Below are 13,701 nucleotides of genomic sequence, written 5' to 3'. Positions count from 1 at the left end.
TTAATGACTAATTAAATTAATTTGAATGTTTTTTATATTTTCTTCATGATAGGTTTCAAAATAAAACCATGATTTATATATTTCAAAATTTATGATTCTCCCATATAATTTTTGATATTTGCTTTGTACATCTTTCAGTTCTTTTGATAACCTAAAGTCACTAGGAAAAAACCGAGTAGCTAGTCTTCCTTTTAGCACATATTTAGCTAATGCATTTCTATCTTTCCAAATAGATAAAAAGCTTTCACTATAATATGATGTATGATAATATAAATTTTTAAATTCCCTATCAAATAATTCAGAAGAAATTATGGCAATATCTAAATCAGATTTTTCATTTTTATTATCACGATTATAATTAAAGTCAAAATCTTTAAACATATAAAGCCCCGTTCCTTTTTCAGGTTTTATGCTAAAACCTAATTTTCCCGAACCTACTATTACGACCTCTCTTAAATGTGCATTTAAAATCGTAGAAATATCTTTTTTAAAATCAAATTCCGATTGATTAAGAATTTCTCTGAAGAAAAAAGATTCTCCTTCGATTAAATGTTTTTGAACTATAATATCTGATTGGTAAGCAATACATTCCTTTTTAAAATCATTGAGTAAGACCATTTAAAGTATTTTTAATTAGATTCCCTAGTTCATATGCCAAAAGAGGAGGTACAGCATTTCCTACTTGTGTATACTGCGGAACTTCAAATTTTCTAGCATCTCCTCCTGTTGTTGTCTTTGATTTAAAAACAAACCAATCAGGGAATGATTGTATTCTTGCCATTTCTCGTACTGTTAATACTCTAGGATTGTTGAAATCATAATGACATATATCATCAGGAATCGTTAATTGTGCAGGTGCGGGCATATTCTCAATTAAAGCTTTTTGAGTATGTTTTTTGGTTTCTAGTTTTTTCATTAGTACTTTTAAGTCTTCAAAGTCTTTTAGTTTACGTTCAATTCTTTTTTCATTTTTAGCAGATGGAATGATAAATAAAAAAGAACTTATAGCATTAAAGAGATCAATTTCATTAATTATAACTTCTTTTCCACGTAATAAATTTATAATATTTTTTTTATAATCTATGGAAATTTTTTCTAAGATTTGATATACTCTAAACCTCGCTTGAGTTATAGAATTATGATGGCGTATCTCAAAATTAGATAATTGTTGAGATATTTTTGTATCAAATAGATCTTCCAGCAATATTTTATAAGCATTACTTTCATTATTATCTGATAAATCCCCAATAGCATCTTTGACTGATGTAAAAGTTTCTACAGTTTTATTTATTTTCGGAAATAGCTGGCCATCAAAAAGATTAGGGTCTTCTTCAATATCATAATATTTAAAATCGCTTACCTTAATGTCATTTATATTAAGTTGTCTATTATTAACTCTTTCATAAAAAGCTCTTGATAAAGTTAAAACTTCTTTTTTTATTGTATCTGTAGTATTATTAAACAGCTTGTCAAAAATATCTTTTCTATATGCAAGTAATATAAATCTTGGACGATTTTGCGGTATACCAAAAAATTTAGAATTAACCATCATGCACAATGGGACAAAACCTTCTAAAGAAAATGCTTTAGAAACTTCTAACCAAGCAAAATATTGTTCATTGTCTTCATTAAATGGTGCTGTAATGCCTTTTACATTTTCAAGTAATACAACTTTAGGTTTTGTTAAACCTGCAAACTTAGCAAATGATAATGGGAGTAAGTTTTTAGAATTATTCTTTTCTCTTTTTCCTGCTAAACTGAAACTTTGACAAGGTGGCCCTCCAGATACTAAATCAATATTTAATTTCTGTAATTCTTTGTATTTTCTATTTTTTATTAAAAACGAAAGAAGCTTATCAATATCCCCAACTAAAAGCTTCCCTCCTAAGTTAGCTTCTTTAGTAAGATCAGTTATCTTTTTATTACCTGAGAAAGGATTCTCTCTTAATCTGTTTTTTAAATTATCCTTTGCATAATCACTACATACCCATAATGTATGAACAGGACTGGTATTGTTTTCTGATAACTCTGTTAAATTTTCATTTAAGAAATTATAAGCAAAGGTCTCACTAGCCATTGGTGAAACCTCATTAGCAAAATAGAGTTCAAATCCTGCTGATTCTAATCCTAAATTCATTCCACCACAACCAGCAAACAACTCTATATGCGTAAGTTTTTTCATTTATAAAATATTATAGTAATTGCAATAATACGAAGAAAAAAAATTTTATAAAATCATATTTTCTTCTTTAAAGTGTTTTAAGATTTTAGTAAAATATTATATTTATGATTTAAGAATTATTGTTTTATTTTTTCTTGTATTCTACAATATCTTCTTTAATTTTTGAAACATTTTCACTAACTATATCGTACAATTTTATTTTAAAAAAAGAATTATTTTTAGAGTCTAATACTTCTTTTACTTTATCATAAAGTTTTTCTAAATTTTGTGGTTTAATCTCACATTCCCATATTATAATGATACTCCAACCAAGTAGAAGATTATCTTGTATATTATTATAATCTCTAATTTTATTTTTTTCAATTTTATTTTTCCAAAAGGTGGAATTGGTTTTGGGTATGTGGGATATTTTACAATTTTCATGTCCATGCCAAAAGCAACCATTAATAAAAATAGCAGTTTTATATTTAGAGAAAACAATGTCCGGCTTTCCAGGTAATTTTTTATAATTTATCCTATATCTTAAACCTTTGCTAAAAAGAAATTTCCTAACCAACATTTCGGGTTTGGTATTGGTTGACCGTATTTTGGCCATTACTTCTGATCTTTTCTTTTTATTCCAAATATCCATGAAATAAATTTACTTAAATCATAGTATCTGATAAAAATATTAGGATAGAAAAAATAAATTATAAAAGTAAGATATATCTTTTGATAATATTATAAAACTTTATTAATTCAAATCCGCAATCATAACCCTCCTCCCCATCCACCTTCTCAACCTCCACACCGGCAAATACACAAAAACCACAGACAGCACTCCCGCCAAAACTCCCACTACCACAGCCATCGCTGCACCATCCAGCTTATAATCCTTGGATAAATTAAACTGTCCCACAAACAATAAGCACAACACCAGCAAGCCGGAAACCAAACCGTGTACAATACTCAGTTTGGTCATTAATTTTTTAATATTCAACTGTTCATCTACGGTAAATTCTATGGCTTCCTGACTGGCTGCATCGGTGACTCTTTTGATAATGTCAATGGTGAGGACTACCGGAAGAAAGATAGCCATAGGCAGGGTGAGACGCGCCAGGTTCTGTTCTCCGGCGAAGAAATGGGTGTAGCCTAACTCTTTGAAGCTGGCGTAAGCGATGATAAAATTAAAAAATACGTTAGGTAGGACATAATATATCGTGCGCTTTAATAAAAAGCGTTTCAGGGTGGTTTTCTTGAGTTTTTTGGGTTGTGGAGGCTTTATTTTCAATTTCATACGGGTTGCATCAGGAATTCTAGCGCTTTATCTTTAATTGCTGTGGCTTCTGCCTTGGGAAGGAAGTCTTCATGGGAAATAAACATAAAATCCATCTGTTGATTAAAGGTAGTGGTCACCAGTGTTGTTGAGTTCAGCCACGGGAAAGCCACTGTCGGACTGAAGATCGTTTCCACTTTAAAATGGTTATAATCAGCCGGAATATTGAGTTTCCCCATATTGGATAAGGTAACGTCATGTCCTCCCCTGCTCGATTTCAGCAGGCTGATCATACGCTCAACAATCGGATGCATCTGCTCCCCCATCCACAGTAGTTCACGGGCTTGCGTCTTTTCTATTTTCAAAGCCAGCTCTTTTTTGATCTGCTTAGCATTGTGTACCACATCCCGGCTGCCTTTCCTGATCGAAAGTTCAACGGTAGGGGCAAACGCAAATACATGATCCTGTTTGATCTCCGGAATAAAATGACGCACATCCACAGGACTGATCACTTTTCCTTTAGCCTTACTGCCCTGCTTCTCCTGAAAAGCCTGCATAAAAGAAGCACACAACAGAGCATGCACAGAAATTCCCTGTGATTTACACATTTCTGTGATCTGTGAAGTGGCTTCAGCATCCATTTTCCAGTGAATCGCGTAATTTTTTCCGAGGTTTCTTACTTTGCTTTTCCGCTGCATCAGGAAAAACAACTTAGCCATCAGCAGATAAAACCGGGCATTGCGTTTCTTCTTTTTCAGATCAAAATCCGGAGGCAGAAAATCGTCTGCCGAACTGAAAACCTCATAAGACTGCAGTTCAGAAGAGGGATTATCCAGCAATTCAAGAAGTTCCCGCATCAACGTGACCAAAGATGCTCCATCACAGATGCAGTGAGGCATTACCCAAAGAATTTCGGAAACCCTTTCCCCTTTTACCCACACCAGTTGAGCCAACGGCTTTTTTTCATCCTTAAACATTCGGAACCATTCTTTCTCCGACTCTTTCATCCAGTCGTCATCTGAACTTCTTTCAACCATACGGAGAGGAATTGGTCCCATTTCTTTTTCTTCTATGTAAATGGGATATTCTTCCAATTTATGATCAATTCGCATCCTCAACAGGGGATGTTTCTGCTGAATTTTCGCCAGGGCCGTTGTAAAGTTTTCTTCGGCAATTTTACCGTTGATCTTTGCTGTAAATATACAGTTGACAGGCGTTTCAGGATCCACATACATGATCCTTTCCGCCATCATTAATCTTCGTTTCATCATACGGCAGTATATTCCATTTCTTTTTTAACAGTTTGAATAACTTCATCCCGGATCGCCAAAGCCTCGATGTAAGGCAGGTATCCTTCGCTTCCTACAAAAGAAAAATCCATTTCTCCCCGGAAGGTTGAAACCACCATAGTCGTTGTATTTCCCAAGGGACCAATCACTGAAGGACTAAAAATGGTATCCAGGGTAAATTCTTTATATTCATGTGGAATCTGAATCCGTCCCAAATTGGAAAACATACAGTCGTTGGACGATTTCCCATTCTTCAGGAGTTTCGTAAAGTTCTTCAGCGCATCGTGTCCGGATTCCATAACCATCATGGTGATATAAGGATTTAGTTTAGAAGTTTTAAGTTCCACGGCCTTCTGCATCACAGGTAAATTATCGGAAAAACTTAATTTTTCATTCGCAGAAACCACAATCATCAGTCCAAACGCGAAAATATGATCGTTTTTAATCTGCGGGGCAAACCTACGGATGTCTACAGGACAGGAAACTTTATTGAAAGCAGCCGTCCCTTTTACCTTTTTGAAAGCCTGAAGTATGGCCGCACTTAAAAAAGTATTCACGGTAACATTTTGAGACTTACAATACTCCATAAACTCCCGACTTTCTGTTGGGCTTAACTTCCAATGGATCAAGTAATCATCCTTTCGTTCAATTCCTTTTTTACTGACAGGAATGCATTTAATGGCCGTAGCTGCCAGTCTTCCGATAAATTTAGCTTTGAGCTGCTGTTTTCGGCTGGCGAGCATAGACGCAGGTACCACATCCTCAATTCCCAGGATCGGATTTTCGGTTCCGATGTCTGCGGAAGGATCATCCAGCACCTTAAGGAACTCATACAGGAACATCATTGCAGAACCGCCATCGCATAAACAATGGTGGAACGCAAAAAGCATATCAGAAACCTCCTCTCCTTTGATCCACACAAAACGGATAAGGGGAAGTTTTTCATAATTAAACAGAGTTTGCCATTCCTTTCTGGATTCCTCCTGCCATTGATTATCTCCCTGACGGACCAGAATCCTTACCGGAATGGATATCGGTTTTTCCGGAACATCAAACCAGGGTATATTTTTTTCATCATGGCTGATCAATGCCCTGAGCCACGGATGCTTGTCCTGAATACGTGCCAATGCCTGCTGGATCTCTTTCAAAGTAAAAGTTCCTCTCAGCCTGAAAGGGATCACCGCATTGAAAGGTTCCGTTCCATCACCCAAAAGCATCCGTTCACCAAATAACAGTTTTCTTTTCATAGGCTTATATTAAAGCTAATGCTGCTTGTTCCTGTTGTACAAAATTCTCTAAAAGTTCTACTGCTTTATCGTTACCACCAGCGGTAAGGAAGGTATTCTGAACTTCCTGAGCCGCTATTCTGAATTCCGGGTTTTCCAGCAGTTCAAAAACAGTTTCACGGAGGGCATCCACACGCAGTCTTTTATATCGGATACTTTTTCCGCAACCTGCCTGTTCAATTAATTTGGCGATATGGAAATGATCGTATGCAATAGGCGTGATCAGCATCGGTAATCCGTTACGGAAAGTATCATTTACAGTATTGAAACCACCATGACAGATCACCATATCCATATGAGTCATCACTGCGGATTGCGGTACAAAACTGCTCACGATAAAGTTATCCGGCCATTCTTCAAAGATCTCCGGCGGAGTGGCTGCTACAACCGTTACCGGCTGGTCTGCAAATGCAGCAATGATTTTTTCAAAGAAAGCCTTACGGATGTCTACCAGCAGTGTTCCGAGAGACACAAATATTTTCGGGGTGGTTGAAGCATTCAGTTTTTCCCAGTCGAAAGGAACATCATTCGGACGTCCTTTCACCGGACCTACAAATTTCATATGAGGCGGAACGGTTTCAAAGCCTGCGAAAGCCTGTGAGGTAAACACCATATTGAGTTTATGGGAATGAATATAAATACCTTCTTCATAAATTCCGACTTCTTTCTGTAAGTCTTTAATAAGATTTTGCTGCCATTCCCAGATTTTAGGGGCATTTTTTTCCGTATCTCCCATTACATCCGGCGGAACAGGTGTTGTTGTGACACAAGGAATATTGTTTTTATGAGCAAAAAGCGCACCTCCGAAAGTAATACAATCATTCACGATCACATCTGGCATCCAGTTTTCTGTCAACCTGGTCAGTCCCGGCATCATCATTTTAGCAAACGGAACATAGGTTTCTTCCAGGGCCAGCTTCATGACTTCGGGGCCGGAACATGAAGGTCCGTCGTCCTGTCTTTTTAAAATACGCTGAAGCTCTTCCTGATGCGAAACAAGTTCTTCTTCAGGATAGAAGTAAGATCCTCCTTCCGGAATATGTTTGCTGTCCAGCGGAGTAATTCCGAACCATTTCACTTCATGGCCGCGCGCAATCAGGCTGGCTCCCACACTTAAAGTCGGGCTGATATGTCCGAAAAACGGGGGAACAACAAACAAAAACTTAGATGGTTTTTCAGGTTTTGAAGCCTTTGATATTGCCTGTTCCAATAAATCCGCTGCGGTTGCTGAACCTCCGGCTTCTGCGAAAGACTGCCCTACTTTTTGAGCCGCTTCACGGTAGCTCGGGTTATTTAAAATCTGCTGTACAGCTTCTCTCAGGTGGTTGGCTTTAAAACGGTTGAAGTTCAGACGTTCACCCGCTTCTGTACGTACTACCCTTCCGGCAACGTGCGACTGATCATAAGCGATTGGGATTACGACCAAAGGAATTCCGTTGGATAATGTTTCGGAAACGGTATTGTGACCACCGTGGCAAACCACTCCATCAAGGTGAGGTAACAGATCCAATTGGGGAACCTGCTGATACACCATGAAGTTATCCGGCCATTGCTCAAAAAGCTGCGGATCTGAAACCACGACAACCGTTAAGTTTTCATCTTTAAAAGCATCAATTACTTTCTGGAAAAATGCTTTTTTATGATCGTGATCGAAGGTTGTTCCGATGCTTACCAGAATCTTTTTATTAGTAGCGTTTTTTAATCGATCCCAATCAAATTCACATGAGATACGTCTTTCTGTAAGAACCGGACCCGTGAATTGATATTGAGAAGGCAGATCTTCCATTTCACCAAAGAAATAATTCGAGGTTAAAACAAGGGTTAACAGGTCTGAAGTGGCCAGAGATCGTTCTTCAGAGAAGCCAAGTTCCTTTTGTAAATCGATGATTTGATTTACCTCCCATTCGTGTACCTTAGGCAGCTCATTCATGATTTTAATGGCAGCCGGAGCGGTAACGGAAGTAGCATAAGGGATTCCAAGAGTTTTCGCGGCAACAGGAGCGGCAAATAGCTGGTGGTCCCCAATAATCAAATCAGGTTGGTCTATTTTTAATAAAGCGACAATTCCTTTATAGCAATGTCTGTTCAGCGGGATAAGGACCTCTTCGTAAAGAAACTTAACACTGTCAATGCCATACACTACTTTTTTTGAAATAATATCGAGATATTGTTCACTTTCTTTCTTTTCTTCGTCGGTCTGATCGTATTGAATCAGTAATAATTTTCCTCCTTCGGGAAGTTTAGCCTCTAAAGTCGGGTCAAGGCTGATCCAGACTACATCATGTCCTCTTTCCAGCAAAGTAGCACCGATGCTTAAGGTAGGGTTGACATGTCCTGTTAATGGTGGAATTATAAATGCAAATTTAGCCATGGTTCTTCGTTAAGATATTAGATAAAAAATGAGCGATCGTCTCTGCTATGAGCTGAGGCTCCTGGATGGGAATATTGTGATCGCCGGGAATTAATTCAAGTTCGGACTGCCCGATTTGAGACTGCAGCCATTCTCCTGTAGGTCTGCAGTTGGAATCAGTACCGTAAAGCAATAAAGTAGAAGCCGTCAGTTGGCTGAAATCAGCTTCATCAAGGAAATGTTTTTCCCTGATCATATCTGCTTTGATGCTGGTCTGATTAAACAGGAATTCATACATACGATGGTTCTTTTCCATTTGTCTTTTACCCATCTGTATTTTGGTGGTATCTGTAAAGTTGGCCACATAATGCTCAAGGAATTCTTTACTGTATTCATCAATGATATTACGGGCTTTTTCGTCTTGAGGATCCGGAGCTTCCATCACTACCAATTGATTGATGCGGTCAGGGTATTTCAATGCTGTTTTTAACGCAATAAGCCCTCCGAAGCTGTAGCCGACAAGATGTACTTTTTCCAGTTGAAGATGATCTATTAAACCCATCAGATCGGATGACATGTTTTCAAGGTCGTAGCCATCCAAAAAGCGCTCACTCATCCCGTGGCTTTTCAGATCGTACATCACCACATGGAAATGCTTTGCCAATACGGGGGCAATATTAAAGTAATAAATGGACAGGTTGCTGAACATCCCGTGGATCAGTACCACGGTTTGTTCGGCTCCTTTGTTGAGTTCCTGTATATGAACTTGTCTGTTATTGACCGTAATTATTGGCATTCGTAGATATAATTGATGATCATACTAAGGTCAAGATTGATCAGCTGATCAAGGTCCATAGAAGATAACCAGCCTGTAAAATCGATCTGATCGCCAAAATGCGCTTTGATCTTTTCAGAGAAAGAGACAATCTCAATGCTGTCCATTTCAAGATCTTTGGTGAATGAACTTTCCGGAGTAATGTCCATTTCCTCTACAAATTCAGCGCCTATCACTTCAGTAATAAAACCTTTTAAAAGGATAAAAAGTTCTTCGTGGTTCATTTTTAATGTTGCGTTTACAGTGTCCATCCGATAATATAATTTTTATGTTTAATAGTTTTGATTTCAATGTTGTTGATCCACAGGTGATCGTCTTTTATAAGTTCGACTTCGAAAGCTTTAGGATTTCCTTTCAGTCCGGTTCCCAGGAATTTCCCATAAGCTTCCTTGGCTACCCAGAACCGGGTGGTCCATTCTGCCTGATCTCTGTCTTTTAATAAGGTTAATTCTTTGTCGGTAAATACCATGTCGTAGAATCCTGAACTGCGTTCTTCCATCAGTTCCATATCGATTCCTACAGACTTGCCATATCTCGCGATACCCACCGCTTCTTTTCCCTTGTGAGCCAGTGAAATATGAATATCTTCTGTAAAATCACTGATGAGATAAGGTTTCCCCACTTCATCAGAACGGATCTCAAAAGTGATCGGGAAGCAGGCATGATTTTTTTCCTGACGAAGAAGGTTTCTAACGGCATCTTTCACAGCTACACGGCTTACCATCCAGTTTTTCTTCTTGTTTGGTAATAATTGCTGATGATATTGCTTTTCCGTCTGGTTGAAATATCTTTTCAGGATAAAATCCCATGAAGCGACTCTGGTATAAGCCTGGTGGAAAAAGAAAACTTCAGGAGCAATCTCTTCCGAAAGGCGGTTATGCAGTGGGGACATGGAAACATTCCATAAAGCGGCATCAATTTCCAGTCTTCTGTTCTGCCAGCCGGTAATAGCGCACCATATTTTTCCGTCTCTTTTCAGGATGATATCTGCAATAGCAAATTCATCATTGAGTTCGGTCAGCATACAGGTACATTCAAAAACACCTTCCTGATCATGCATATCGCCAAAGAATTCAATATCTCTGATCTTTACAGGGAATGCGATACGGTCTTTCACTAAGGTAAGCTGCAGCCAAAGCCCGAATAACTGTCCTGCATTGTCTAATAGAGAACCTTTACCTCCGTTTCCTTTTATTTTTCCGACAATTCCTTTGTCTCCAACAGCTGAAACTTCCGTAATTCCCTGATATTTTTCTCCGTGGAACATGTGCATGTCATAGATTTCTTCAGGGGTTCTTTCAATAGGCAAAAGATTACCAATGGAAAGATTGAAAGCTGGAACAGGAACAGATGATGATTTTAAGATCACTTCTGCATTCGCAAAGTTTTCAATATCCAGATAAGCATGGTTAGATCCACGCCATTCTCCTTTTACGGTTTTCTCAAAAGGCTTGGCCACGTTCATCCATTGGAAAACACTTACGTTCATGATTTTATGAACCAAAGTTCCCGGAATTTCCGCTTCTGCAATTTCTGCCAGCTGCTCAAAGATCATCGTCATGGGGATTACCGGTTCCATATCGGCTACATGAGCCCATCCTTTAGGCTGTCTCAGTAAGCTGTGATCGATGAGATATGGATGACTTTCCAGTGTTACATATAAATCTTTAGAAAAGGTTGTACTTCTCGGTGTTTTTGGAGCAACTTGCTGTGCTACAGGCGCAGGCCGTTGAATGGTGATTTCCGGACGGTTCTGGAATAAAGTCAGGACTTCTTCCTGCATACGGATCATATCGGCAACATTGTCCTGGAATGCCTGTACCAGCGGATGGCCGCTTTTGGTGGCAATGGCCGAACCTGCATATTGTTTTGGCGCATCCAATGATTGAGCCAATGTTTTAACTTCTTTAAAATCACGGATAATAGGCGAACCTAATTCCAGTTTAATGCCCTTACCTGATGACTTTTTTGAATGATTCTGAATGTCTAAAAAGTCAAGAGCAATTACTTTTCCTTCTACAAATAATGAAGCGACTACACGCTGTAACTGCGCCAATGCAGAACGCGCCGGAACACTGGAAGCAATCGTGCTGAATGCTTTTCCTTTCAACGTATCATCAATAAATCCGATCAGACCCCCAGTTCCCACCTGAATGAACACTCTTGCCCCTTCTTCGTATAATTTATCCGTCAGTTCACGGAAACGAACCGGTTCAACCAAGTGTTCGGCACTCAGTTTTCTGATAGCTGCCTGATCTGAAGGATAAGGTTCCAGAGTTGTAGCAGACCATAACGGGATTTTTGTTTTCTGAAACTGAGCCTTTTCCATTCCGGCAAGGATCACATCCAGTTTATCCGCGATAAAAGGTGAATGGAACCCTGATTGGAAAGGCAATACCTGATGGAAAATCTGCTTTGATTTTAACAGAGGAACCAATTCATCCAATGCAGCATTGCTTCCGCAAAGAATCACCTGGTTAGGGCAGTTGTCATTGGAAACATATAAGTTTTCAATCTCCGCAATAAAAGGTTTTACGACATCAATTCCTGCTCCGATAGCAATGAATTTGGAATCTTTTAATTCAAATGTTTCCGGATTCAGGACATCAATTAAGGCTTTTACAGAATTGGCTTCTGCAAGCTCTGATGAATATCCGGCCAGCCATTCTCCTAAACTGTGACCTGCATTCATATCCGGGATGATCCCCAATTTTTTCAGTGAATTGTCAAGGATACTGCAATTGTTGAAGATGTTCAGGGCATCCGTTAAAAGGCCTTCCCCTTCGGTTTCTATAGGCGCTGCTAATCCGAAATAACGGCTCACACTCTCAACTTCACCTTTTGCAAGACCATCTAAGCCCGGAAATACAAAAGCTACTTTTCCGCCATCTTTTAGCAATGGTGCAGAAGTGTACCAGATATCCTGTTTGTTTTTCCAGATAAGATTCTTGGAAACGATTTTAATGGCTTTTTCTATTCTTACAGGGGTCGGATCGAATATTGCTACTCTGAAATCTCCCTCCCCTATTGCTGTCTCATTATTTTGTAAAGCAGAAAGCAGTTCTTCATGGGTTGGTCTTGCCAATATCAGGATATGATCTTTTTTGGGCATATCATAACCTTCAAGAACAACATGTGCATTAATTCCCCCAAATCCAAATGCATTCACAGCAGCAACTTTGGGAAGTCCTGTTTTTGACCAGTTTTTCGGTTCCTGTACAGGCTCGAAACGGGTTTGCTGCATATCTGCAACCGGATTTTCACAGTATAATGTTGGTGGTAATGTGTCGTGATGCAGGGCGAGGCACGTTTTAATTAACCCGGCAATTCCTGCGGCAGGCATAGCATGCCCGATATTGGATTTCACAGATCCTATCCCGGCAACAGGAGCCGTTTCTTCTCTCCCAAAGAACTGAGCTAAGGTCTGAAGTTCTGTTTTATCTCCAAGCGGAGTTCCGGTACCATGAGCTTCAAGGTAACCTACTTTATTTTTATCTAAACCGGCATTGAGCCATGCCTGTTCTAAAGCTTTCAGCTGGCCTTTCACGGACGGACTCATCACACTGGTTCCGTTTCCGTCACTGCTTACGCCTACTCCTTTAATCACAGCATAGATTTTATCCTGATCCCGGACTGCATCTTCCAGCCTTTTCAGAACCACAAAACCGCAGCCCTCCCCGATCAGCAGTCCATCCGCATCCTGACTGAATGGTTTGATCTGTTCCTGACGGGACATGGCCCCAAGCTGGGCAAAAATACTCCAGAAAGCAGCATTTTGTCCGGTGTGTACACCTCCTGCAATCATGATATTGGAGCGCCCTCGCTGAAGTTCCTGCACCGCATGATCTACTGCAATTAGGGCACTGGCACAGGCCGCATCCACGGTAAAGGCCACTCCTCCCAGATCAAAACGGTTGGCCACCAGTGAGGCCACGAGATTAGGAATCAATCCCATGGCGGTATCTGCCGCAAAACGTCCTTTCTTTTCCTGAAAGGCATATTTAACTTTTTCAATATCTTCTGAAGAAACCTGAGGCAGCAATTCTTTCAGTAATGAAGAAATCTGTTCTCCGGTTCTTACAATTTCAATGGCACGGGTAGCGCCCGGCCCGGTATAGTTTCCTTTTCCGATGATGATTCCGGTCTTTTCAAGGGAGGTATTTTTTTTAAATATTCCGGCGTCTTCTAAAGCTTTCTGAACTAAATCAAGAGTCAGTAGATGATCCGGTTCTGTTCCTTTCACGGCAAGGGGTAAAATTCCAAATGCGGTAGGATCAAATTCATAATCAGGGATAAATCCTCCCCGTTTACAATAGAAACGGTCAACCGGGCTGGTAGCATCGCTGAAGTGAACAGGATCAATTCTGTCAGCAGGAACGGATTGGGTGGAATCTACTTTATTGACAATATTCTGCCAGAAAGTGTCGGCATCCTGTGCTCCGGGAAAGACACAGGATAAGCCGATTACAGCAACATCTGTTTGTTTCATATGGGTTCTGTACAG

General features: G+C 39.4%; 10 protein-coding genes. All 10 read right to left on the bottom strand.

All coding sequences use genetic code 11. The features are described 5' to 3' along the window. Entirely contained in the window at positions 1–618 is a 618-nt protein-coding gene (locus tag J2Y40_RS02080; protein ID WP_309996410.1) for a hypothetical protein, read from the bottom strand. Next, positions 602–2,182, bottom strand: coding sequence for a DNA cytosine methyltransferase (locus J2Y40_RS02075; RefSeq protein WP_309996407.1), 1,581 nt, complete (start codon positions 2,180–2,182; stop codon positions 602–604). Before J2Y40_RS02075 ends, J2Y40_RS02080 begins: the two co-directional genes overlap by 17 nt. Positions 2,183–2,306: 124 nt before the next feature. After that, positions 2,307–2,813, bottom strand: coding sequence for a very short patch repair endonuclease (locus tag J2Y40_RS02070; protein ID WP_309996404.1), 507 nt, complete (start codon positions 2,811–2,813; stop codon positions 2,307–2,309). 102 nt (positions 2,814–2,915) lie between these two features. After that, positions 2,916–3,458, bottom strand: coding sequence for a hypothetical protein (locus J2Y40_RS02065; protein ID WP_309996394.1), 543 nt, complete (start codon positions 3,456–3,458; stop codon positions 2,916–2,918). Continuing rightward, entirely contained in the window at positions 3,455–4,708 is a 1,254-nt protein-coding gene (locus tag J2Y40_RS02060) for a condensation domain-containing protein (protein ID WP_309996390.1), read from the bottom strand. Before J2Y40_RS02060 ends, J2Y40_RS02065 begins: the two co-directional genes overlap by 4 nt. Further along, the gene (locus J2Y40_RS02055; RefSeq protein WP_309996387.1) at positions 4,705–5,973 is read right to left on the bottom strand and encodes a condensation domain-containing protein; all 1,269 of its coding nucleotides are present in this window, start codon (positions 5,971–5,973) and stop codon (positions 4,705–4,707) included. Before J2Y40_RS02055 ends, J2Y40_RS02060 begins: the two co-directional genes overlap by 4 nt. A gap of 4 nt (positions 5,974–5,977) precedes the next feature. After that, positions 5,978–8,383: a nucleotide disphospho-sugar-binding domain-containing protein gene (locus tag J2Y40_RS02050; protein ID WP_309996384.1), complete on the bottom strand. Its 2,406-nt coding sequence runs from the start codon at positions 8,381–8,383 to the stop codon at positions 5,978–5,980. Further along, the gene (locus J2Y40_RS02045) at positions 8,376–9,158 is read right to left on the bottom strand and encodes an alpha/beta fold hydrolase (protein ID WP_153394135.1); all 783 of its coding nucleotides are present in this window, start codon (positions 9,156–9,158) and stop codon (positions 8,376–8,378) included. The genes J2Y40_RS02050 and J2Y40_RS02045 overlap by 8 nt, the downstream gene beginning before the upstream one ends. Next, the gene (locus J2Y40_RS02040; protein WP_110366628.1) at positions 9,149–9,448 is read right to left on the bottom strand and encodes an acyl carrier protein; all 300 of its coding nucleotides are present in this window, start codon (positions 9,446–9,448) and stop codon (positions 9,149–9,151) included. Before J2Y40_RS02040 ends, J2Y40_RS02045 begins: the two co-directional genes overlap by 10 nt. Next, the gene (locus tag J2Y40_RS02035; protein WP_309996380.1) at positions 9,436–13,686 is read right to left on the bottom strand and encodes a beta-ketoacyl synthase N-terminal-like domain-containing protein; all 4,251 of its coding nucleotides are present in this window, start codon (positions 13,684–13,686) and stop codon (positions 9,436–9,438) included. The genes J2Y40_RS02040 and J2Y40_RS02035 overlap by 13 nt, the downstream gene beginning before the upstream one ends. Positions 13,687–13,701: the final 15 nt, after the last annotated feature.

It is taken from the genome of Chryseobacterium sp. 2987 (genome assembly GCF_031456375.1).
GTDB lineage: Bacteria > Bacteroidota > Bacteroidia > Flavobacteriales > Weeksellaceae > Chryseobacterium > Chryseobacterium vaccae.
The sequence above is the reverse complement of the archived record's forward strand: the minus strand, read 5'-3'. Positions and strand labels throughout refer to the sequence as shown.

Excerpts from the sequence above, each read along its gene's own strand:
- J2Y40_RS02040 (WP_110366628.1), bottom strand. The coding sequence starts at position 9,448 with ATGGACACTGTAAACGCAACATTAAAAATGAACCACGAAGAACTTTTT.
- J2Y40_RS02070 (WP_309996404.1), bottom strand. The coding sequence starts at position 2,813 with ATGGATATTTGGAATAAAAAGAAAAGATCAGAAGTAATGGCCAAAATA.
- J2Y40_RS02065 (WP_309996394.1), bottom strand. The coding sequence starts at position 3,458 with ATGAAATTGAAAATAAAGCCTCCACAACCCAAAAAACTCAAGAAAACC.
- J2Y40_RS02060 (WP_309996390.1), bottom strand. The coding sequence starts at position 4,708 with ATGATGAAACGAAGATTAATGATGGCGGAAAGGATCATGTATGTGGAT.
- J2Y40_RS02075 (WP_309996407.1), bottom strand. The coding sequence starts at position 2,182 with ATGAAAAAACTTACGCATATAGAGTTGTTTGCTGGTTGTGGTGGAATG.
- J2Y40_RS02045 (WP_153394135.1), bottom strand. The coding sequence starts at position 9,158 with ATGCCAATAATTACGGTCAATAACAGACAAGTTCATATACAGGAACTC.
- J2Y40_RS02080 (WP_309996410.1), bottom strand. The coding sequence starts at position 618 with ATGGTCTTACTCAATGATTTTAAAAAGGAATGTATTGCTTACCAATCA.
- J2Y40_RS02050 (WP_309996384.1), bottom strand. The coding sequence starts at position 8,383 with ATGGCTAAATTTGCATTTATAATTCCACCATTAACAGGACATGTCAAC.
- J2Y40_RS02055 (WP_309996387.1), bottom strand. The coding sequence starts at position 5,973 with ATGAAAAGAAAACTGTTATTTGGTGAACGGATGCTTTTGGGTGATGGA.
- J2Y40_RS02035 (WP_309996380.1), bottom strand. The coding sequence starts at position 13,686 with ATGAAACAAACAGATGTTGCTGTAATCGGCTTATCCTGTGTCTTTCCC.